This window comes from Microbacterium sp. SYP-A9085, assembly GCF_009649635.1.
Classification (GTDB): domain Bacteria; phylum Actinomycetota; class Actinomycetes; order Actinomycetales; family Microbacteriaceae; genus Microbacterium.
The window spans coordinates 929,653-950,756 of the sequence record NZ_WJII01000001.1; the positions used below are offsets into that span (position 1 = coordinate 929,653).

The 21,104-nt window shown below is 70.0% G+C and carries 19 protein-coding genes; 10 read left to right on the top strand and 9 right to left on the bottom strand.

Features of this window, described 5'->3' with window-relative positions; translation table 11 throughout:
• The first annotated feature begins 31 nt into the window (after positions 1–31).
• Positions 32–1,828: a glycoside hydrolase family 15 protein gene (locus GH740_RS04475; RefSeq protein WP_153744797.1), complete on the top strand. Its 1,797-nt coding sequence runs from the start codon at positions 32–34 to the stop codon at positions 1,826–1,828.
• 1 nt (position 1,829) lies between these two features.
• On the opposite strand, the gene GH740_RS04480 is transcribed toward GH740_RS04475, so the two are convergent.
• Positions 1,830–2,927 (bottom strand): ABC transporter permease, encoded by a 1,098-nt coding sequence (locus tag GH740_RS04480; protein WP_367640624.1) that lies wholly within the window; start codon positions 2,925–2,927, stop codon positions 1,830–1,832.
• Positions 2,924–3,808 carry an ABC transporter ATP-binding protein gene (locus tag GH740_RS04485; RefSeq protein WP_153744798.1) on the bottom strand — a complete coding sequence of 295 codons (885 nt, stop codon included), beginning with the start codon at positions 3,806–3,808 and terminating at the stop codon, positions 2,924–2,926. Before GH740_RS04485 ends, GH740_RS04480 begins: the two co-directional genes overlap by 4 nt.
• A gap of 209 nt (positions 3,809–4,017) precedes the next feature.
• Between GH740_RS04485 and GH740_RS04490 the strand changes: the two genes are divergently transcribed.
• Both GH740_RS04490 and GH740_RS04495 read left to right on the top strand, forming a co-directional pair.
• A complete protein-coding gene (locus GH740_RS04490) occupies positions 4,018–4,602 on the top strand; it encodes an NADPH-dependent FMN reductase (RefSeq protein WP_367640626.1) in 585 nt (194 codons plus the stop codon).
• 199 nt (positions 4,603–4,801) lie between these two features.
• A complete protein-coding gene (locus GH740_RS04495) occupies positions 4,802–5,422 on the top strand; it encodes a dihydrofolate reductase family protein (protein ID WP_153744799.1) in 621 nt (206 codons plus the stop codon).
• A 6-nt stretch (positions 5,423–5,428) separates the two neighbouring features.
• On the opposite strand, the gene GH740_RS04500 is transcribed toward GH740_RS04495, so the two are convergent.
• The 4 genes from GH740_RS04500 to GH740_RS04515 form a co-directional block, all read right to left on the bottom strand.
• The gene (locus tag GH740_RS04500) at positions 5,429–6,271 is read right to left on the bottom strand and encodes an exodeoxyribonuclease III (protein ID WP_153744800.1); all 843 of its coding nucleotides are present in this window, start codon (positions 6,269–6,271) and stop codon (positions 5,429–5,431) included.
• Positions 6,272–6,334: 63 nt separating this feature from the next.
• The gene (locus tag GH740_RS04505) at positions 6,335–6,871 is read right to left on the bottom strand and encodes a YbhB/YbcL family Raf kinase inhibitor-like protein (RefSeq protein ID WP_153744801.1); all 537 of its coding nucleotides are present in this window, start codon (positions 6,869–6,871) and stop codon (positions 6,335–6,337) included.
• Between the two features lie 201 nt (positions 6,872–7,072).
• The gene (gene pntB / locus GH740_RS04510) at positions 7,073–8,488 is read right to left on the bottom strand and encodes a Re/Si-specific NAD(P)(+) transhydrogenase subunit beta (protein ID WP_153744802.1); all 1,416 of its coding nucleotides are present in this window, start codon (positions 8,486–8,488) and stop codon (positions 7,073–7,075) included.
• Positions 8,485–10,050 carry a Re/Si-specific NAD(P)(+) transhydrogenase subunit alpha gene (locus GH740_RS04515; RefSeq protein ID WP_153744803.1) on the bottom strand — a complete coding sequence of 522 codons (1,566 nt, stop codon included), beginning with the start codon at positions 10,048–10,050 and terminating at the stop codon, positions 8,485–8,487. The genes pntB and GH740_RS04515 overlap by 4 nt, the downstream gene beginning before the upstream one ends.
• 415 nt (positions 10,051–10,465) lie before the next feature.
• Here GH740_RS04515 and pyrE point away from each other — a divergent pair, with 415 nt between their 5' ends.
• From pyrE to GH740_RS04545, 6 genes are all read left to right on the top strand, one after another.
• Complete coding sequence (gene pyrE, locus GH740_RS04520) at positions 10,466–11,044, top strand: orotate phosphoribosyltransferase (RefSeq protein ID WP_153744804.1); 579 nt, start codon at positions 10,466–10,468, stop codon at positions 11,042–11,044.
• A gap of 56 nt (positions 11,045–11,100) precedes the next feature.
• The gene (locus GH740_RS04525) at positions 11,101–12,153 is read left to right on the top strand and encodes a LacI family DNA-binding transcriptional regulator (protein ID WP_153744805.1); all 1,053 of its coding nucleotides are present in this window, start codon (positions 11,101–11,103) and stop codon (positions 12,151–12,153) included.
• Positions 12,154–12,884: 731 nt separating this feature from the next.
• Entirely contained in the window at positions 12,885–14,165 is a 1,281-nt protein-coding gene (locus GH740_RS04530; protein ID WP_153744806.1) for an ABC transporter substrate-binding protein, read from the top strand.
• Between the two features lie 72 nt (positions 14,166–14,237).
• Positions 14,238–15,128 (top strand): carbohydrate ABC transporter permease, encoded by an 891-nt coding sequence (locus tag GH740_RS04535; protein ID WP_153744807.1) that lies wholly within the window; start codon positions 14,238–14,240, stop codon positions 15,126–15,128.
• A complete protein-coding gene (locus GH740_RS04540) occupies positions 15,125–16,042 on the top strand; it encodes a carbohydrate ABC transporter permease (protein WP_153744808.1) in 918 nt (305 codons plus the stop codon). The genes GH740_RS04535 and GH740_RS04540 overlap by 4 nt, the downstream gene beginning before the upstream one ends.
• Positions 16,043–16,047: 5 nt before the next feature.
• Positions 16,048–16,953: an ROK family protein gene (locus GH740_RS04545; RefSeq protein WP_153744809.1), complete on the top strand. Its 906-nt coding sequence runs from the start codon at positions 16,048–16,050 to the stop codon at positions 16,951–16,953.
• Positions 16,954–17,125: 172 nt separating this feature from the next.
• Here GH740_RS04545 and GH740_RS04550 read toward each other — a convergent pair whose 3' ends face one another.
• Complete coding sequence (locus GH740_RS04550; RefSeq protein ID WP_153744810.1) at positions 17,126–17,902, bottom strand: HAD-IIA family hydrolase; 777 nt, start codon at positions 17,900–17,902, stop codon at positions 17,126–17,128.
• 68 nt (positions 17,903–17,970) lie between these two features.
• Between GH740_RS04550 and GH740_RS04555 the strand changes: the two genes are divergently transcribed.
• Entirely contained in the window at positions 17,971–18,936 is a 966-nt protein-coding gene (locus tag GH740_RS04555) for an SDR family NAD(P)-dependent oxidoreductase (protein WP_367640632.1), read from the top strand.
• A 24-nt stretch (positions 18,937–18,960) separates the two neighbouring features.
• Here the strand turns inward: GH740_RS04555 and GH740_RS04560 are convergent, their stop codons facing one another.
• Complete coding sequence (locus GH740_RS04560) at positions 18,961–19,599, bottom strand: metal-dependent transcriptional regulator (RefSeq protein ID WP_367640634.1); 639 nt, start codon at positions 19,597–19,599, stop codon at positions 18,961–18,963.
• A 23-nt stretch (positions 19,600–19,622) separates the two neighbouring features.
• Positions 19,623–20,918 carry an Nramp family divalent metal transporter gene (locus tag GH740_RS04565; protein ID WP_153744811.1) on the bottom strand — a complete coding sequence of 432 codons (1,296 nt, stop codon included), beginning with the start codon at positions 20,916–20,918 and terminating at the stop codon, positions 19,623–19,625.
• Positions 20,919–21,104: the final 186 nt, after the last annotated feature.

Below are 21,104 nucleotides of genomic sequence, written 5' to 3' on the forward strand. Positions count from 1 at the left end.
CAATGGGCTTGCGGTGCAAGACTCGAAGGCGATGTCCGTCCCCATCGAGCAATACGCGCTTCTGAGCAATTGCCGCACGGCCGCACTGGTCTCGCTCGAGGGCAGCATCGACTGGCTCTGTCTGCCGCGGCTGGACTCGGCATCCGTGTTCGGCGCGCTCCTGGGCGATCACGACCAGGGATGCTGGAGCGTGCGGCCGGTCGATGAGACGGCCACCGCGACCCGGTGGTACGACGACGACACGTTCCTGCTCGTCACCCGCTGGGAATCCGCCAGCGGGGTCGCCGAGGTGCACGACTTCATGCCGATCGATCCCGAGGAGCACCTGAACCTCAACCGGATCGATGTCGTGCGGCGCATCGTCGGCGTGAAGGGGCTCGTCGAGTTCGAGCACACGCTGCGGATGCGCTTCGACTACGCCCGCGCCATCCCGTGGGTGCGGCAGACCGGGACCACGGAGCGGCCGGAGCTGGTGGCGATGGCGGGGCCCGACGCTCTCGTCGTCCGCGGGGGCCGACTGCACGCGGCCGATCACGCGCACGTCGGTCGGCTCGCGGTGGCCGAAGGACAGAGCGTCGACCTCACGCTGACGTGGTTCCCGTCGCACCGCGACGTCCCGGAGCCGATCGACGTCGAACAGGCCGTCGTCGACACCCGCGACTGGTGGCAGACGTGGGCGGACCGGATCGAGCACAAGGGGTCGCACCGGGCGCAGGTCGTCCGTTCGTTGCTGATCCTGCGCGCGCTGACCAACCGTGTCACCGGGGGCATCGCGGCGGCGGCCACGACATCCCTGCCCGAGGACTTCGGCGGTGTCCGCAACTGGGACTACCGGTTCGTCTGGCTGCGGGATGCCGCGCTGACGCTGGAGGCCCTCCTCGACCACGGGTTCACGGCGCTCGCTGAGCACTGGCGGGAGTGGCTCGTGCGCGCCGTCGCCGGGGACCCCGCCGACCTGCAGATCATGTACGGGCTCGCCGGGGAGCGCGACCTGCTCGAGCGCCAAATGCACAGCCTCCCCGGCTACGCAAAGTCGTCGCCGGTGCGGATCGGCAACACCGCGGCGCTGCAGTATCAGGCCGACGTCGTCGGCGAGGTGCTGGTGACCCTGTCGGCGGCGCGCGAGGGCGGCCTGGCGGACACGGCGTTCTCGTGGCCGCTGGCGAAGAAGCTCGTCTCCTACGCCGCCCATCAGCTGGACCGTCCGGACAACGGGATGTGGGAGATCCGCGGCGACCCGCACATGTTCACGCACTCGCGCGTCATGGTGTGGGCGACATTCGACCGCGCCGTGCGCGCGGTCGACGAGCACGGGCTGAAGGGACCCTCCGACACGTGGCGCGATCTGCGCAATCGGGTGAAGGACGAGATCGACCGCAGTGGCGTCACCGACGGCCACTTCACGCAGTACTACGGCACCACGGAGGTCGACGCATCGCTCCTGCTGCTGCCGCAGGTGGGCTTCTGCCCGCCCGACGACGAACGCATGCTCGCGACCGTCGAGAAGATCGAGCAGGACCTGATGGAGGACGGGATGCTGCGCCGCTACCGGACCGCGACCGGCGTGGACGGGCTGCCCGGCTCCGAGTACCCGTTCCTCGCCTGCTCGTTCTGGCTCGTGGAGCAGTATGCGGCGACCCGGCGTCTGAAGGAGGCGCGGGCGCTCATGGACCGGCTCTGCGCGCTCGCCAACGACGTCGGGATGCTGTCGGAGGAATACGACGTGAAGAACCGGCGCCAGGCCGGCAACACCCCGCAGGCGTTCTCGCACCTGGCGCTCGTGCGCGCGGCCGACGCGCTCGCGCGGGCCCGGCACAAGCCCCGCTGAGCTACGCCTTCAGCGCCTCGCCGAGCTTCACACGCGCCCCCATCCGCAGCAGCGAGTTGCGGTAGATCTTCGACCCCACCAGCACCGCCGCCACGCACGTGGCCACGAGGATCGCGAGCGAGACCAGCGGCTCCCACCACTGTGCGGAGCCCAGGTACAGGCGCAGCGGCATCCCGACCGGCGCCGAGAACGGCACGTACGACATCACCGCGAGCACGACCGGGTTGTCGTTGAACAGGATGACGAGGATGTACGGGGCCAGGATCAGCATCGTCAGCGGCATCGTCGTCGAGCCGATGTCCTCCTGTCGCGACACCATCGCGGCCGCGCCGGCGAACAGCGCGGCCAGCAGGATGAACCCGAACAGGAAGAACACGGCGAACCACGCCATCGGCCCACCGAGGCCCGACAGCACCGCGCTCTGTCCGCTGACACTGAGCCCGATGCTCGCTATCGCCACGAGGGCCACGATCTGCGCCATCGCCAGGATCGTGTTGCCGATCACCTTTCCCGCCATCAAGGCCCGCACCGGGATCGCGGAGATCAGGATCTCCACGACGCGGGTCTGCTTCTCCTCCACGACCGACTGGGCGATCGTGGAGCCGAACATCGACGCGGACATCAGGAACACAACGCCGAAGCCGATCGCCACGAAGTAGCGCAGCAGGGCGTCCTGGGTGCTGGTGTCCAGCAGTTCCACCGCGGGCGACACGCTCAGCTGCGCCACCAGCATCTGCGGCACCGCGTCCCGCGCGACGACCTTCACATGCGTGGGACTGGCGGGATCCGGCACTATCGCGGCATCCGCCTTCTCCGCCTTCACGAGTGCTATCGCCGCTTCCGGCGAGGCCGCCTCGGTGACGGCGAGATCCGCCATCCCAGACACCACGGAAGCCGTCTCGCTCGTCACGGCCACCGGGGTCTTCGACGGGTGCGCGGCGGACAGGCCGCCCCAGATGACACCGCCGAGGGCGAGCGCGAGCAGGATCAGGGTCGAGATCACGAACGCCTTGCTGCGCAGCTTGGAGGCGACTTCGCGCTGGGCGACGAGCCAGACGCTCTGGACGAGCGCCGGGGCGGGGGTTCCTGTCGTGCTCACTGGATGACCTCCTTGAAGATCTGGGCGAGGGAGGGACGCCGCGGCGTGAAGCTGTGCACACCGGCGACATCCACGGCCGTGCGCAGTACCCGCTGCGCAGTCTGGTCGCCGTCCACGTCGAACACGGCCGACCCGCCGGCGGCGTCGATGACACGGACGCCCGGCTCGCTGCGCAGCCAGGCGGTGTCACCCGCCGTCTGCAGCTCGTAGCGGTTGCCGGAGTGCTGCGCGCGCAGGTCGGCGGCGCTGCCGGCGGCGCGGATGGTGCCGGAGGCGATGATGACGAGGTCGTCGCACAGCCGCTCGACGACGTCCAGCTGATGCGAGGAGAACAGCACCGACACGCCCTGGGCGGCGCGTTCGGCGAGGACCCCGGCGACCACGTCGACGGCGAGCGGATCCAGCCCCGAGAACGGCTCGTCGAGGATCAGCACCTCGGGCTCGTGCACGAGCGCGGCGGCGATCTGCGCGCGCTGCTGATTGCCCAGCGACAGCGTCTCCACCTTGTCGTGCAGGCGCTCGCCGAGCCCGAGCCGTTCCAGGAGGCGCACCCCGCTCGCCGTGGCATCCGCCTTCGAATACCCGTGCAGGCGGGCCAGATACGCAATCTGCTCGGCCACCTTCATCTTCGGGTACAGGCCGCGCTCCTCGGGCATGTAGCCGAAGCGGCGCCGGTCGCCGACCGTGATCGGGGCGTCATCCAGCGACACCGTGCCGGCGTCCGCCTCGAGCACGCCGAGCGCTATCCGCATCGTCGTGGTCTTCCCGGCGCCGTTGCCGCCGACGAACCCGGTGAGCCGGCCCGGAGCGACGTCGAACCCGACCTCGTCGAGCACCCTGCGTCCGCCGTAGCTCTTCGTGATGCCGCGCAGCTCGAGCATCGGTCCTCCTTCTTCTTCGGTGCCCACCACGTTACGGGGGATGTTCCGCGGATGCCTCCTTCCCGGGCTGCGTTCCCCGTGGCGTGGAGCCGGCGCACAGGTCCATGCGCTGGAATAGATTTCGGACCGCGGCGCGTTGAGCCCCTCGGGGCCGCCTCCGCGCGCCGCAATGACCGCAACGACACGTTCAAGAACAGGAATCCTCCACCGTGACCCAGTACACGATCGGCTACATCGTCGGCAGCATCTCCAGCACCTCCCTGAACCGGCGGCTCGCGACCGCCCTGGCCCGGCTCGCACCGCAGGGCGTGCGCTTGGTGGAGATCCCGATCGCGGACCTGCCCTTCTACTCGCCCGATCACGACGCGGACTACCCGCAGGCCGCGCGTGCCTACAAGCAGGCCATCGCCGACGTGGACGGCGTCATCATCGTGACCCCCGAGTACAGCCGGTCGATCCCGGGCGTGCTCAAGAACGCGCTGGACTGGGCGGCGCGTCCCTGGGGGCAGGGCTCGTTCGACGGCAAGCCCACCGCGGTGATCGGCACCTCCGGCGGCCCGATCTCGACCGCCGCCGCGCAGCAGCACCTGAAGGCGATCCTCAGCCACTACAACGCACCGACGCTGGGCCAGCCCGAGGGCTACATCCAGTCCACGCCGGATCTGTTCGGCGAGGACGGCTCGGTGGCCAACGACGGCACCGCGGACTTCCTGCGCTCCTACCTGGACGCGTTCACCGCGCTGATCGCCCGCTACGCGGACGGCGACGCGAAGGATTCCGCCGCCGCCGCGTGAGCGATGAACGCGAAGGGTCGGAGGCGCGCCTCCGGCCCTTCGCCGTGTCGCAAGAAGGCCTTGACGATGCAGGCGTTCTTTGCGAGTCTGCGTGCGGAGCGCACCGGGGGCAAGCAGCCGACATGACCACGCGCACCTTCGTCACCCTGTCCCCCGGGCGCGCGGCTCGCCGGGCACCGGACGACGAGAGGAGGATCGCATGACCGGTCGTATCGTCATCGACCTGTTCACCACGCTCGACGGCGTCGCACAGGCCCCGGGCGGGCCCGAGGAGGACGTCACCGGCGGATTCCGTTTCGGCGGCTGGCAGGCCCCGCTGGTCGATGTGACCGTCGGTCGCCAAGTGGAGGCGGGGATGGCAGAACTGGACGCGCTGCTGCTCGGCCGCCGCACGTACGACATCTTCGCGGCGTACTGGCCGCATCACACCGAAGGGCCGGAGGGGCCGATCGGGCGCCTGTTCGACGCGGTGCCGAAGTACGTCGCCAGCCGCGGAACGCCGCGCCTGGACTGGCAGGGCAGCAGCCTGCTCGGCCCGGACATCGCGGCCGAGGTCGACGCGTTGCGCGCGCGGCACCGCAGCGTGCACGTGATCGGCAGCATCGACTTCGCGCACACGCTGCTGGACCGCCAGCTGTACGACGAGCTCGTGCTGTGGGTGTATCCCGTCGTGCTCGGCGAGGGGAAGAAGGTGTTCCCCGAGGGGACGGCGCCCGCCAAGCTCCGGCTCGTCGGCGCATCCGCCCCGTCCGAGTCCGGCACCGTGCAGCTGCGCTACGCGCCCGCCGGTGAGCCGACCACCGGCGATATGACCGCCTGACGCGCGTCAGCCGAAGATCATCGGGACGTCCTCGTCGTCCTCGCCGGCGAGGTCGAGGTCGACGACCACCGGAACGTGATCGCTGGGGATCTCGCCCTTGCGCTCGTTGCGGTGGATGGATGCCCCGGTGACGGCATCCGCGAGCGCGGACGATCCGAGGATGAAGTCGATGCGCATGCCCTCGTTGCGGGGGAAGCGCAGCCGCTTGTAGTCCCAGTACGTGAACCCGGTGGGCACCAGCGGACGCACGACGTCGGACAGCCCCGCCTCCTCGAGGGCGCGGAACGCATCGCGCTCAGGCCCGGAGACGTGCGTAGAGAATCCCTCCACCACGGCGGGGTCGCCGTTGTCGGCGGCGGTCGGCGCGATGTTGAAATCGCCCACGAGGGCCATCGGCAGGCCGGGGCGGCGGGTCAGCTCGTCCTCGACGTGGGTGCGCAGGGCGGCCAGCCAGTCGAGCTTGTAGGCGTAGTGCGGGTCGCCGAGCGCGCGTCCGTTGGGCACGTACAGGCTCCACACGCGGACGCCGTCGATGAGGGCGCTCATCGCGCGGGCCTCCTGCGGCTGGTCGGGGCCCTCGACGCCCTTCGCGAAGCCCGGCATGCCGGGGAAGGCGAGTTGCACGTCGGTCACCGGCATCCGGCTCACTATCGCGACGCCGTTCCACTGGTCCAGGCCGTGCGCGTGTACCTCGTACCCGGCGTCCTCGAACGGCCCGTACGGGAACTGGTCGGGACGGCACTTGATCTCCTGCATCGCGAGCACGTCGATGTGCTCGCGGACGGCGAACTCCACGGTGCGGGCGACGCGGGTGCGGATCGAGTTCACGTTCCAGGTGGCCAGGCGCATGGCATCCAGCCTATTGGCCGCCGCGGACACCGTTCTCGCCGCCGGGCGGCCTCGCGGGCGCTCTCAGTCGACCGACGCGGTGGCGACGAGGATGCCGCGGGCGAGGCTGTGGAAGTGCCGGTTGAACCCGAGAACGGCCGGCGTGGACCCCGGCGCGATGTCCAGGTGCGACACGTCCAGGGCGTCGACGACGAAGAAGTACCGGTGCACGCCGGTGGTGGCCGGTGGTGCGGCGCCGATGTACCGCTCACTGCGCGCCTCGTTGGGGAGCGTGACGGCGCCGGGGGGAAGGGAACCGGCGGCGCCGTTTCCGGCATCCGCCGCGAGCTCGGTGGTCGCGGGGTCGATGTCGTACACCGCCCAGTGCCAGAATCCGGACCCGGTGGGCGCGTCGGGGTCGAAGCACGACACGGCGAAGCTGCGGGTGCCTGCGGGCGCACCGGTCCAGCGCAGCTGCGGCGATCGGTCGGCTCCGCCCGCGCCGGATCCCCAGCACTGTTTCGGCAGCGGCTGCCCGTCCTCGACATCCGCGCTGGTCAGCGTCATGAGGGGGAAGTCCTTCAACCGTGCCAGCTCCGCATACGGGTCGTACTCGAACATCCCGTCCTCCTTCATCGCAGTACTGCCGCCCACGCTACCCCGCTCCGCTTCGCCTTCCCGAGGGATGCCTCGCGAAGTTGAGGGATGCTTCGCGAAGTTGGGGGATGTCTCGCGGAGTTGGGGGATGCTTCGCGGAGTTGGGGGATGTCTCGCGGAGCGGGATGCCGGCGGGAAGCTCATCCCACCGGCATCCCGCGCAGCTCACAGAGCGGCGAGGATGTCTTGCACCCGCTCCTTCGCGTCGCCGAACAGCATCTGCGTGTTGTCGCGATAGAACAGGGGGTTCGCGACGCCCGCGTAACCCGATGCCATCGACCGCTTGAAGACGACGACGTTGCGCGCCTCCCACGCGCGCAGCACCGGCATCCCGGCGATCGGACTGCCGGGGTCCTCGGCGGCCGCCGGGTTCACGGTGTCGTTCGCGCCGATCACGAGCACCACGTCGGTGTCGGCGAGGTCATCGTTGATCTCGTCCATCTCCAGGACGATGTCGTACGGCACCTTGGCCTCGGCCAGCAGCACGTTCATGTGCCCGGGCAGGCGCCCGGCGACCGGGTGGATGCCGAACCGCACCCGGATGCCGCGTTCGCGCAGGCGTCGGGCGAGGTCGGCGACGGGGTACTGGGCCTGCGCGACGGCCATGCCGTAGCCGGGGGTGATCACGACGCTGGACGCCGATTCGAGCAGCTCGGCCACGGCCGCGGCATCCGTCTCCCGGTGCTGGCCGTGCTCCTCCTCGCCCTTCTTCGCCGGCGCCTCGATGCCGAACCCGCCGGCGATCACGGAGATGAAAGAGCGGTTCATGGCCTTGCACATGATGTACGACAGGTACGCACCGGAGGAGCCGACGAGGGCTCCGGTGACGATCAGGAGATCGTTGTTCAGCAGGAAGCCGGCGGCCGCCGCCGCCCAGCCCGAGTAGCTGTTCAGCATCGAGATCACGACCGGCATGTCGCCGCCGCCGATCGAGGCGACCAGATGCCAGCCGAGCGCGAGGGCGAGCGCGGTGACCACGACGAGCAGCCACAGCTGCGGGGTGATCACGTACCAGACCGTCAGCGCCACGAACACGACGAGGGCCCCGACGTTGAGCAGGTTCTTGCCGGGCAGCATCAGCGGACGCGACGACATCTTCGCCGACAGCTTCAGGTACGCGACAATGGAGCCGGTGAACGTCACCGCGCCGATGAACACGCCGATGAACACCTCGGCGTGGTGCACACCCTGCAGGTTCGCGGGGATGCCTTCGGCGTGCAGCGCGCCGTTCCAGCCAACGAGGACCGCGGCGAGTCCGACGAAGCTGTGGAACAGGGCGATCAGCTCCGGCATCCCGGTCATCTTGATGGTGCGTGCCCGCCACAGTCCGATCGCCGCGCCGATCACGACGGCGACGATAAGCAACGTGAGGCCGAGGGGCGCGGATGCCGTGCCCCATGCGTTCTCAAGCATGAGCCACAGCGTCGTGATCAGGGCGATGGCCATGCCGGCCATGCCGTAGACGACGCCGCCGCGGGCGCGCTCGTGGCGGCTGAGGCCGGCGAGGCTGAGGATGAACAGGAGCGCGGCGACGATGTACGCCCCGCCGGCGACGGCGCCGGCGATGCCGACCGCGGTCATCGGGACAGCCCCTTGCCCTCGACGGCCGGTTCTTTCACGAACATCGACAGCATCCTCCGGGTCACGGAGAAGCCGCCGAACACGTTGATGCTGGCGACGAGCACGGCGATCGCGGCGAGGATCTGCACCGTCAGGTTGGGGACGACCAGCTGCCCCATCGCGCCGACCACGATGATGCCGCTGATGGCGTTCGTCACGCTCATCAGCGGTGTGTGCAGCGCGTGTGCGACGTTGCCGATGACGTAGAAGCCGACCACTATTGCGAGGGTCAGCACGAGGAAGTGCTGCGGGAGCGGCGGCGGTGAGACCGCGCAGACGGCGAACAGCGCCGCCAAGCCGACGATGATGAGCCCGAGCCGTCCGCGGCGGGACAGGGTGCGCTTGGGCTTCGGGGCCGGTGGCGCGGATGCCGGAGCCGGCGCCTGCGGCGGGGCGGCCGAGACCTGCACCGGCGGGGGAGGCCAGGTCACCGCGCCGTCCCGGGTGACGGTGACAGCGCGCTGGACGATGTCGTCGTCGTCGATCGTCAGCTGCCCGTCCTTGCCGGGAGTGAGCAGGGTCAGCAGGTTGACGAGGTTCGTGCCGTACAGCTGCGACGCCTGCGCGGGAAGGCGTCCCGCGAGGTCGGAGTACCCGAGGATGATCACGCCGTTTGCCGTCACGGTGCGCTCGCCGGCGACGGATCCGGCGACGTTGCCGCCGCCGGAGGCCGCCATGTCGACGATGACGCTGCCGGGCTTCATGCTCGCCACATCCGCGGCGGTGATCAGGCGTGGCGCCTGCCGGCCGGGGATCTGCGCGGTGGTGATGATGATGTCGACCTCGCGCGCCTGCTCCGAGTAGATCTCGGCCGCGCGGGCATCGTAGGCCTCGCTCGTGGCCTTCGCGTAGCCGTCCGTGGACTGCTCGACCGCGACATCCACGGGCAGATACTCGCCGCCGATCGAGCGCACCTGGTCCGCCACCTCGGGGCGGGGGTCGGTCGCGCGCACGACCGCGCCCAGGCTCGACGCGGCGCCGATCGCGGCGAGCCCGGCGACGCCGGCGCCGGCGACGAGGACCTGCGCGGGCGGCACCTTGCCGGCGGCGGTCACCTGGCCCGTGAAGAAGCGGCCGAACTCGTGTGCGGCCTCCACGACCGCGCGGTACCCGGCGATGTTCGCCATCGAGCTGAGCACGTCCATCGACTGCGCCCGCGAGATCCGTGGCACAGCGTCCAGCGCGAGCGCCGTGACGCCGCGGGCCGCCAGCGTGGCCAGGAGCTCGGGGCGCAGCGCCGGGCTCAGCACGGCCACGAGCGTCGAGCCTGGGCGCAGGCGCGCAATCTCGTCGTCGACGGGTGCGGTCACCTTCAGCACTATGTCGCTGGCCCAGGCATCCGGCCCGTCCACCACCTGGGCCCCCGCCTCGGCGTACCCGGCGTCGGGGAAGGAGGATGCCGCACCGGCGCCGGATTCGACGACGACGTCGTAGCCCAGCTTGCGGATCCTCGCGACGGTGGCCGGGGTGGCGGCGACGCGATTCTCGCCGGTCGGTTCAGCGACTATGCCGATGCGCATCAATGAGCTCCGTGTTCTCGTGTCTTGCCGCGGGGCCCGCGGGACGTCGGTGCGACCGACTATAGGGGCGCGGCGGGGAGGTATCCGGCCGCTTTACGGCGATCCGGTCGGAAAGAATCGCGAGATCTTCGCGGCGGAGAAGGCCCCGCGGTGCAGCCTGTCCGTTCGGAGCTCATCCGGATCCTGACTGCTCGGGGTCCTGCTGCTCGGGACCCGCCCCCGCCCGCCCCTCGGTCGAGCCGAGGAGATTCGCCCGGGCGAGGATGTTTTCGGGGCATCCGGTCCTCGCCTCGTCCCATCTCCTCGCCCGAGCCGGCCCGGATCCGAGATTCGCGGCCTGCGGCGTCGAGATCGACGCGGTTCTCAGCGCCGCCTGCCGCGCTCGGGCGCCGGATGCCGCCCCCGTAGACTCGACGCCATGACCGCCGCATCCACGCCCGCGCTCGAAGCCGACCGGCAGGCCCTCATTCGGCTGATCACCGCGGAGGCCGTCTTCCACGGCGATTTCACGCTGTCCAGCGGCAAGAAGGCGACGTACTACGTCGATATGCGCAAGCTCACGCTCGACCACCGCGCGGCCCCCGCGATCGGCCGGATCATCCTCGACCTGATCGGGGATATCGACGGCATCGTCGCCGTCGGTGGGCTGACCCTCGGCGCCGACCCGATTGCGAACGCCGTGATGCACGAGTCGGCGCGCACCGACCAGCCGCTGGACGCATTCGTCGTGCGCAAGGAGCCCAAGGACCACGGCCGCGGTCGTCAGGTCGAGGGGGCGGATGTCGCGGGCAAACGCGTCGTCGTCGTGGAGGACACCTCGACCACCGGCCAGTCCGCGCTGAAGGCCGTCGAGGCGTTGCGCCGGGAGGGCGCCGAGCCGGTCGCCGTGGCGGTGATCGTCGACCGTCGCACAGGTGCGCAGGCCGCCGTGGAGGCTGCCGGGCTGCAGTGGCTGGCAGCGATCGACCTCGACGATCTCGGCTTGGGTCCGCAATAGACCCGCGGCACGATCCAGATCCGGTAACGTTGCCAAAAAGCCAGGATCGGACCGCCATGGATGACGCACCGACGAACGAGCCCGCATCGCGCCGCGCGACGATGAAGGACGTCGCCGCCCGCGCGGGCGTCGGCCTGTCCACGGTGTCGCGCGTCGTGTCCGGAAAGCCCGGTGTGGCCCCCGCCAAAGTGCGCGCCGTCGAGCGCGCGGTGAGGGAGCTGAACTTCAGCCGCAACGACTTCGCGCACACCCTGCGCACCGGGACGTCGGCGACGATTGGCATGGTCGTGACGAACATCTCGGACCCGTTCTTCTCGGCGCTTGTCGGTGGTGTGGAGGAGCGGGCGCGAGCTCGCGATCAGCTCGTGCTCGTGGCATCCGTGACCGACGATCCGGAGGAGGCGGAGCGCATCATCCGGCGACTGCTGCAGCGGCGGCTGGACGGCCTCATCCTCGTCGCGCCCGAGGATGCCGACCTCACGTTCCTGGAAGAGGAGCGGCGCGCGGGCACCCCGATAGTGTTCGTCGACCAACCGCCGACGGGCATGGATGTCGACCTCGTCGTGGTCGACAACGAGGGCGGAGCCGCCGGCGCCGTGCGTCATCTCCACCGCGCCGGGCACCGCCGCATCGCGTGCTTCGCGCACATCTCCGGCCGGTACACATCCGCCCGGCGCGAAGCCGGGTACTACCGGGGCCTCGCGGAGGTGGGACTGCCCGCCGACCGCGCGCTCGTGGTCTCGGTCGACGACGAAGTGGATGTCTGCACGGAAGCGCTGCTGGAGCTGTCGCGACTGCCGGATCCGCCCACGGCGATCTTCTCGACGAACGGGCGGACGACGAAGGCGGTCCTCGGGGCGCAGCGGCTTCTGGGGACTCACCTGGCCCTTGTCGGCTTCGACGACTTCGACCTCGCGGTGCTGATGACGCCGCCGACGACAACGATCGTGCAGGATCCGGAGGCCATCGGACGCGCCGCCGCCGACCTGCTGTTCAGCCGGATCGCGGGCCGCACGGGCCCGACGCAGCGCATCATCCTCGGGACCCGGCTCGCGGAGCGCGGGTCGGGCGAGATGTCGCCGCCCGTCGCGGCGGTGCCGGTCTCCTGACATCCGCCCGCGCGTGGTACCCAGGTCACGTTCGCGGATGGTGCGTGTCACAGAAGATGCGGCTTACGGAGCCGGGATGCCGCCGATTGTGTGACGCGGTCTTGTGCGTGTCGCAGAACATGCGGCCCAGGAGCCGGGATGCCGCCGCCTGTGTGACACGCTCCGGCGCGTGTCACACAACGTGCGCCACGTCCAGGACCGACGTCGCGAGAAGTGCGACACGCTCCGGGCCGCGTCGCAGAAGATGCGGTCGCTCCAGGAGTCGCCGCCACCGAGCGTTGCTGCCACGGTCCCGACGTCCACCTCTCCGTGGCGCAGAAGTGGCGGCCTACGAGACCGGGATGTCGCCAGTTCTGAGACACGCTCCAGCGCGCGTCGCAGAAGGCGCGGCATGCAGAGCCGGGATGTCTCCAGTTGTGTGACGCGGTCTTGTGCGTGTCGCAGAACGTGCGGCCTCGGGAGGCCGGATGCCGCGGATTGTGCGACGCGGTCCGGATGGTGTCACAGAAGATGCGACCTACGAGACCGGAATGTCGCCATTTGTGCGACACGACTCGGCTGCGCGTGTCGCAGGCCTCGCACCCACCCCGCTCGCGGTCACGATTCGGTCACAGGTCGGTATGCCGCGACCGGCACATCTTGCGCTTGGCAACGTTTTCATATTGGCTGTCATTCATCGATGACACCGAGGGCCTGCTAAGAGCGGGCTCCATCATCCAATGGAGGATCACATGCGCAAAGCACTCGCAGCGGTCGCCGGTCTGGCAGTCGCCGGGCTCGCGCTCGCCGGTTGCGCCGGCGGCTCGGCCGGGGGCGACAAGGGCGGCGACCCGAACCAGGTCGAGGTGTTCACCTGGTGGGCATCCGGCTCGGAGAAGACCGGCCTGGACGCGCTCGTCAAGGTTTTCGACCAGCAGTACCCCGATGTGACGTTCGTCAACGCGGCCGTCGCCGGCGGCGCGGGCTCGAACGCGAAGAACGCCCTGGCCTCGCGCCTGAAGGCGAACAACCCGCCGGACTCGTTCCAGGCGCACGCCGGTGCTGAGCTCACCGACTACATCGAGGCGAACAAGCTCGAGGACCTCAGCTCTTTCTACAAGGAGAACAAGCTGACCGACGTGTTCCCGTCCACGCTGCTGGACCGCCTCACCGTCGACGGCAAGATCTACTCGGTCCCCAGCAACATCCACCGCGCGAACGTCGTCTGGGTGAACAACAACCTGCTCAAGAAGGCCGGCATCGACCCCACGAAGGCGCCGGCGAACCTGGACGCGTGGCTGTCCGACATGAAGAAGCTGAAGGACTCGGGCGTCGCTACGCCGCTGTCGGTGGCCACCGACTGGACCCAGGTGCAGCTGTTCGAGAACGTGCTCCTGTCCACCCTCGGCGCGGACGGCTACCAGGGTCTGTGGAAGGGTGACACGAAGTTCGACTCGGCCGAGGTCACGAAGGCGATCGCCAACTACGGCAAGCTGCTCGCCTACGCCAACACCGACGGCACTGGTCAGGACTGGCCGGTCGCGACCGACATGGTCATCGACGGCACGGCCGCGTACAACGTGATGGGCGACTGGGCGCTGGCCGAGTTCGACGCGAAGGCCAAGACGTACGGCAAGGAGTACACGACGTGGCCGACGCCGGGCACCGACGGCACGTTCGACTTCCTCGCCGACTCGTTCACCCTGCCCGTCGGGGCGCCGCACGCCAACGCCGCGAAGGACTGGCTGCGCACGATCAGCTCGGCTGACGGGCAGAAGGCGTTCAACCTCGCCAAGGGCTCGATCCCCGCGCGCACCGACGCCAACGCGTCGGACTACCCGGCCTACCAGCAGGGCGCGATGGCCTCGTTCGCCAAGGACACCGTGGTCAGCTCGCTGGCCCACGGCGCCGCGGTGAAGGTCTCCTGGCTCAACGACATCACGTCCGCGATCGGCCAGTACGTCTCGACGAAGGACGCTGGCGCCCTGCAGAGCGCGCTCGTCCAGGCTCAGACAAAGGGCCTCGGCAAGTAATAACATCATCCGCACGGGATGACGCGGATCCTGCGTCATCCCGTGCGGATCCTCACGTCAAGGAGGACATCGATGCGCAAGGGCATTCGCAACTGGGGACCGCCGTTGCTGCTCATCTCCCCGACCATCGTGCTGCTGGGCATCTTCGTGTACGTCCTGATCGGCGTGAACGTCGGCACCGCCATGACGAAGGACTCGGCACTGTCGGCATCCCAATTCGTCGGGCTGCAGAACTTCACCGACCTGCTCACCGAGCAGCGCTTCCTGCACTCGCTGGCCAACCTCGGCATCTTCACCGTGTTCTTCATGGTCGGCACCATGCTGTTCGGCTTCCTGTGGGCGTGGATGTTGGACAAGGGCGTCACCGCCGAGGGTGGATTCCGCTCCATCTACCTCTTCCCGATGGCGGTGTCCTTCGTCGCGTCCGGTGTCGTCTGGCGCTGGCTGCTGAGCTCCGCGAAGGACGACCGGGCCTCGGGACTGAACCGGCTCCTGCAGTCCGTCGGACTGGGCGGCCTGCAGAACGACTGGTACAATGCCCCGCTGTGGGGCATGGCCGCGATGGCGATGCCCGCGATCTGGCAGCTCGCCGGATACGTGATGGCGCTGTTTCTGTCGGGATTCCGCGGCATCCCGGAGGAGCTGCGGGAGGCCGCCCGCGTGGACGGCGCGAGCGAGTGGAAGCTGTACCGGCACGTGATCTTCCCGCAGCTGAGCCCGGTGGCACTGTCCGCGCTCGTGATCGTCGCGCACATGTCTCTGAAGGTGTTCGACCTGATCATGGCGATCACCGGCCCGGTGTACATCACCGAGGTCCCCGCCACCTACATGTGGGTGGCGCTCACCGGCGGTGAGTACGGCAAGGCGTCCGCGATAGCGACGGTCCTGCTGCTGCTGGTGTGCATCTTCATCGTGCCGTATCTGATCTCGACGGCCCGCGCGGAGAGGAAGGGCGGGCGATGACCGTCACCACCGGCATCGAGCGCCGCGTCGATGTGAGCACCGGCGCCCCCACCAGCCACCGGACGCGGCGCCGCGTCAGTCGCACCGCTAAGTACGTCATCCTCGTGCTGTTCGTGGTCATCGTGCTGATGCCCGTGTACGTGCTCATCGTGACGAGTCTGAAGCCGCCGTCCGATGTCAGCGCGACGACCTCGTGGGCGTGGCCGTCCCGCTGGCCGTGGCAAGCGGGGCCGGACGGGACGACCGGCCTCGACAACTGGGCGATGGCCTGGGACACCCTCGCGGTGCCCCTGGGCCGCACGTTCCTGCTGGCGATCCCCGCGGCGATCATCTCCGCGACGCTCGGCTCGATGAACGGCTTCGTGCTGTCGCGTTGGAAGTTCCCGTACGCGAACATCGTGTTCACGATGATCCTGTTCGGCATGTTCATCCCGTATCAGGCGATCATGGTGCCGCTCGTGCAGATGAAGACGGCGCTGGGGATGCCCAGCAACATCCTCACCCTGCTGATCGTGCACATCATCTACGGTCTGCCGATCTGCACCCTGATCTTCCGCAACTACTACGAGGGCGTGCCGACCGAGCTGATGGAGGCCTCCCGCGTCGACGGCGCCGGCATGCTCGGCTCGTACTGGCGGATCATCCTGCCGCTGTCGCTGCCGGGGTTCGTGGTCACGATCATCTGGCAGTTCACGTCGGCCTGGAACGACTACCTGTTCGCGCTGTTCCTGTCCGATGCGAACCAGGGGCCGGTGTCGCTGTCGCTGGTGAACCTGTCGCAGGGCGCGCAACTGTCGAACTACGGCGCATCCATGGCCGGCGCGCTGATAGCCTCGCTGCCCACGCTGCTGGTGTACATCATCCTCGGCAAGTACTTCATCGGCGGGCTGATGAGCGGATCGGTGAAGTCGTAGCCGTCATGACCGAGCTCGCACTCGCCGTCGACCTGGGCGGAACGAAGGTCGAGGCCGCCCTCGTCGACGCGTCCGGCGCCGTGGTGCCCGGCACCCGGCACCGGCAGCCGACCGGATCCGATGCGACCCGGGAGGCGCTGTGCGATGCGCTGGTGCGGGTCGTCGCCGCGGTGGCGCACGGCGCGGAGGGCGTGCACGGCGTGCGGGGCGTCGGCATCGGCAGTGCGGGCCCGATCGACCACGCCGCAGGGACGATAGCCCCCGTCAACATGCCGAGCCTGCACGGGATGCCGCTGAAGGACGCTGTCGCCGACGCGGCCGCGGCCGCGGGATGGCGCGACATCCCGGTCTCCCTGGGGCACGACGGTGGATGCCTCGCCCTGGCCGAATCGTGGGTGGGGGCCACCCGCGGATCTCGCGCATCGCTCGCGTTCGTCGTGTCGACAGGAATCGGCGGCGGGTTCATCGTCGACGGCACCCTGCTCTCCGGCAGCACCGGGAACGCCGGGCACCTCGGGCAGATGCACGCCGAGGGCGACCTCACACTGGAGGAGGTCGCGTCCGGACCCGCCAGCGTCGTGTGGGCGCGGGAGCAGGGCTGGGACGGCCGCACCGGAGAGGAGCTCGCGCGGGCCGCGGCATCCGGGGTCCGCGTCGCCCGGGCGGCGATCGAGCGGTCGGCCGGGGCGGTGGGTCGTGCGCTCGCCGATGTGGCCGTGCTCCTGGACCTCGAGGTGATCGCCGTCGGCGGCGGGTTCTCCCGGGTCGCGGACGACTACATCGACCTCGTCGCGCAGGCGCTGCGGTCCGCCGCCGTCCTTCCGTACGCGGGTTCGGCGCGGGTGGTGCGCACCGGCCTGCACGGGGAGGGCCCTCTGGTGGGCGCCGCCGCGCTCATCCTGCGCCCCTGACCCCGGCCGCGTGAGGTGGCGCGAATGGTCGCTATCGCCACCGGAATTCCCGCCATTCGCGCCACCTCACGGGGTCAGTCGCGGTGGCGGAGGTACTGGATGACGAAGATCACCAGGGTGCCGGCCAGGACCAGGGCGGTGACGGCGTAGAGCAGGGCCTGCTCGAACGCGTTCATGTGGCCACGAGGTCCGCGACCGAGTCGACGATCTCGTCGGGCCGGAACGGGTACCGCTCGACCTCGGCGCGATCGCTGATGCCGGTGAGCACGAGCACGGTGTGCAGGCCCGCCTCGATGCCGGCGATGACATCGGTGTCCATCCGGTCGCCGATCATGCCGGTGTTCTCGGAGTGCGCGCCGATCTGGTTCATCGCGGAGCGGAACATCATCGGGTTCGGCTTGCCGACCACGTACGGCTCGCGGCCGGTCGCCTTCGTGATCAGCGCGGCGAACGATCCGGTGGCCGGCACTATGCCGGATGGGGTGGGGCCGGTGACGTCCGGGTTCGTGATGATGAACCGGGCGCCGGCCTCGATGAACCGGATCGCCTGCGTGATCGCCTCGAACGAGTACTGGCGCGTCTCGCCCACCACGACATAGTCCGGCTGGGTCTCGGTCATGATGAACCCGGCCTCGTGCAGCGCCGTCGTCAGTCCGGCCTCGCCGATCACGAACGCCGACCCGCCGGGCATCTGCGTCTTCAGGAACTGTGCCGTCGCCAGCGCCGACGTCCAGATCCGGCCCTCCGGGACATCCAACCCCGAGCGCGCAAGCCGCGCCGACAGATCCCGGCGGGTGAAGATCGGGTTGTTCGTGAGCACCAGGAATGGGATGTCGCGTTCGCGCCACTGGGTGAGAAGCTCCGCCGCCCCGGGGATGGGGTGGTTGTCGTGGACGAGCACGCCGTCCATATCGGTGAGCCAGCAGGCTATATCGGCGCGGGTCCGCATGCCGCCAGCCTACCCAGGGGTGGTGTGCGTGCAGAGTGGTCCGGGGCCGTGGGGCCTAGGCTCGTGTTGTGGCGCGAACCCGGTGGGACACCGAGCACCTGCCGAACCTCGAGGGCAGGCGGTACCTCGTGACCGGTTCCACGCGTGGCCTGGGATATTTCTCCACCGAGCAGCTCGTTCGCGCGGGCGCGCACGTGATCATGACCGGCCGGCACCCGAACCGGCTCGCCGCCGCGCACGCCGCCGTCGAGCGGCGGGTGGGGGATGCCGGACTGGGCACCGTCGAGACGCTGCTGCTGGACACGAGCAACTTCGGCTCGATCCGCGCCGCGGCCGCCACCGCCCGCACCCGCGGGCCCCTGCACGGCCTGCTCCTGAACGCCGGCATCGTGCATCCCCCGCGCCAGCGGCGCACCGCCGGCGGGCACGAGCTCGTGTTCACGACGAACGTGCTGGGGCATTTCGCGCTCGCCGGTGAGCTGCTGCAGAACCTCGCCGTCGTGAACGGCCGGATGGTGTGGCTCGGCAGCATGTCGACGTCGCTGGGCGCGAGGGAACCGGCCGATCCCGAGCTCGCGGAGGGATACACCCCGTGGCGCGCCTATGTGCAGTCGAAAGTGGCAACGACGGTGCTCGGGCTCGAGGCCGACCGCCGACTGCGCGCCGCAGGGGTCCCGGCATCCAGCGTCGTCGCCCATCCCGGATACGCGATCAGCGGCCGCACCGCGGGCGTGCGCGGCGTGAACGAGCCGACCCGCCTGACGCGCTTCGTGGACAACCTGCAGGCGCCGTTCTCACAGTCGAAGGAGCGCGGCGCGCACAGCCTCGTGCGGGCCCTGGTGGACCCGGCGATCTCGGGCGGCGAGTTCGTCGGGCCGCGCTACGTGCTGCACGGTGGGCCGCGGCCGGGGCGGCCGGCGCAGCTCACGCGCGGTCTCGAGCTCGGCACCCGGCTGTGGGAGTACTGCGAGGACGCGACCCGGATCCGGTGGCCGTTCGAGAAGGCGGCGCGCGCGCGGCGCCGGCTGCGCTGAGCGGGTCCTGCGACTCGGAACCGTTCAGGCGGTGAGCCAGACCGCGGCGACGGCGCCGTCGGGGATCGCGACGGGCGCGGCATCCTCGACGCGCACCGTGTGCGGGTCGACCACTTCGATGCGGCAGCCGATGTGCAGCCCGGCATCCTCCACCGCGCGCAGCAGTTGGGGGTCGCGGTCGCTCACCCGCAGCACGCGGCCGCGGTGCCCGGGAGCCGCGTCGGCGAGCAGGACGAAATCCTCGCGGTGCACGCGGCCGTCGGGGTCGGGGATGGCATCCCCGTGCGGGTCGACGCGTGGATGTCCGAGCCGGTCGTCGATTCGGGCGAGCAGCCGATCGCTGATCGCGTGCTCGAGGATCTCGGCCTCGTCGTGCACCTCGTCCCACGCGTATCCGAACTCGCTGACCAGCCACGTCTCGACCAGGCGGTGCCGACGGATGATCGCCGCCGCACGATATGTGCCCTCCGTGGTCAGCGCGATCGGCCCGTACGGGCGATGCGTGACCAGGCCCTGCGCCGCCAGCTTCTGCACCATCTCGGTCACGCTGGACGGCGCCAGCCCGAGCACCGCGGCCAGTTGCGACGGCGTGATGCGCTCGTCCTGCCACTCGGTGTGGTGGTAGATCGTCTTGAGGTAGTCGTCGACGGCGGGGGAAGCCACCACTCCAGGCTACCTGCGCGCGTTCACGCGCCCGTGAGGACGAGCACCAGCAGCACGCCGTTCAGGGCGATGAGGAAGATGGATGCCAGCACGCCGAGCACCGTCGTCAGCGGCCGGTTGCGGTGCCGGCCGAGCACGTCGGCGCGGGCAGTGAGGCGGACCAGCGGGATGAGCGCGAACGGGATGCCGAACGACAGCACCACCTGGCTGAGCACGAGGGACAGCGTCGGATCCGCGCCCGCACCCAGCAGCGCGAGCGCCGGCAGGAGCGACACGAGCCGGCGCAGCACAAGAGGAACGCGGATATGCAGCAGGCCGTGCATGATCTCGGCGCCGGCATACGCGCCGACCGACGTGCTGGCCAGGCCGCTGGCGAGCAGGCCCACCGCGAACAGTGTGGCGATGACCGGGCCGAGGCCCTCGCTGAGGGCCGCATGCGCGCCCTCGAGCGAACTCGTCCCGGCGACGCCGGCGAGGTTCGCCGCCGCCAGCAGCAGGATGCACAGGTTCACCGCGCCGGCGACCAGCATCGCGACGGAGACGTCCCAGCGGGTGGCGCGCAGCAGCCGCGGCACCGGCGTGGCATCCGCCGCGAAGCGGTCCCGGGCCAGGGCGGAGTGGGCGTAGATGGCGTGCGGCATGATCGTCGCGCCGAGGATGGATGCCGCCAGCAGCACGGATCCCGCGTCCGCGAACCGCGGCAGCATCCCGCCGAAGACACCGTCGGCGCTCGGCGGCGCCACGAACACACCGGCGACGAAGCCGATGGTGATCACGGCGACCAGGCCGATCACGACGAATTCGAACGTGCGCGGGCCGCGCCGCGAGTGCAGCACGAGCAGCAGCAGCGACACGGTCCCCGTGATGATCCCGCCCCACACCAGCGGCAACCCGAACAGCAGCTGCAGCGCGACCGCTCCGCCGATGACCTCCGCGACATCCGTGGCCACCGCGACGAGCTCCGCCTGAACCCAGTACAGCCGTCGCGCCCACGGCCGCCGGATGCGCTGGCCCAGCAGCTCCGGCAGACTCTGCCCGGTGACCACGCCGAGCTTCGCCGACAGGTACTGCACGAGCCACGCGATGAGGTTCGCGAGCACGACGACCCAGACGAGCAGGTAGCCGTACTGCGCGCCGGCGGTCATATTGCTCGCGACGTTGCCCGGATCGAGGTAGGCGACACCCGCGACCAGCGCCGGGCCCAGCAGCCATGACACACGGGGAACGGACGCCCCGCCACCGGAGGGATGCCGGCCGTGCGCGACCGGCCGGCTCTCGCGCGTCAGCGCGCGGGGCACACTCTCCGTTGCTTTCGGCATACCGAAATCCTAGCCTTGTTTTCGGTATGCCGAAAGACCCGCCCTCGGCTGGGCCGAGGGGAATGGACGAGGCGAGGACCGGATGCCGCGACAGCATCCTCGCCTCGGCCGATCTCCTCGCCCCGGCCGAGGGTCAGGCCGCGGACGAGTCCTCGCCTCGGCCGAGGGCCGGGTCGGGGGAGGGCC

Excerpts from the sequence above, each read along its gene's own strand:
- GH740_RS04550 (WP_153744810.1), bottom strand. The coding sequence starts at position 17,902 with ATGCGGACCCGCGCCGATATAGCCTGCTGGCTCACCGATATGGACGGC.
- GH740_RS04535 (WP_153744807.1), top strand. The coding sequence starts at position 14,238 with ATGCGCAAGGGCATTCGCAACTGGGGACCGCCGTTGCTGCTCATCTCC.
- GH740_RS04565 (WP_153744811.1), bottom strand. The coding sequence starts at position 20,918 with ATGCCGAAAGCAACGGAGAGTGTGCCCCGCGCGCTGACGCGCGAGAGC.
- GH740_RS04475 (WP_153744797.1), top strand. The coding sequence starts at position 32 with ATGTCCGTCCCCATCGAGCAATACGCGCTTCTGAGCAATTGCCGCACG.
- GH740_RS04545 (WP_153744809.1), top strand. The coding sequence starts at position 16,048 with ATGACCGAGCTCGCACTCGCCGTCGACCTGGGCGGAACGAAGGTCGAG.
- pyrE (WP_153744804.1), top strand. The coding sequence starts at position 10,466 with ATGACCGCCGCATCCACGCCCGCGCTCGAAGCCGACCGGCAGGCCCTC.
- GH740_RS04505 (WP_153744801.1), bottom strand. The coding sequence starts at position 6,871 with ATGTTCGAGTACGACCCGTATGCGGAGCTGGCACGGTTGAAGGACTTC.
- GH740_RS04495 (WP_153744799.1), top strand. The coding sequence starts at position 4,802 with ATGACCGGTCGTATCGTCATCGACCTGTTCACCACGCTCGACGGCGTC.
- GH740_RS04500 (WP_153744800.1), bottom strand. The coding sequence starts at position 6,271 with ATGCGCCTGGCCACCTGGAACGTGAACTCGATCCGCACCCGCGTCGCC.
- GH740_RS04485 (WP_153744798.1), bottom strand. The coding sequence starts at position 3,808 with ATGCTCGAGCTGCGCGGCATCACGAAGAGCTACGGCGGACGCAGGGTG.
- GH740_RS04530 (WP_153744806.1), top strand. The coding sequence starts at position 12,885 with ATGCGCAAAGCACTCGCAGCGGTCGCCGGTCTGGCAGTCGCCGGGCTC.
- GH740_RS04525 (WP_153744805.1), top strand. The coding sequence starts at position 11,101 with ATGGATGACGCACCGACGAACGAGCCCGCATCGCGCCGCGCGACGATG.
- pntB (WP_153744802.1), bottom strand. The coding sequence starts at position 8,488 with ATGACCGCGGTCGGCATCGCCGGCGCCGTCGCCGGCGGGGCGTACATC.
- GH740_RS04540 (WP_153744808.1), top strand. The coding sequence starts at position 15,125 with ATGACCGTCACCACCGGCATCGAGCGCCGCGTCGATGTGAGCACCGGC.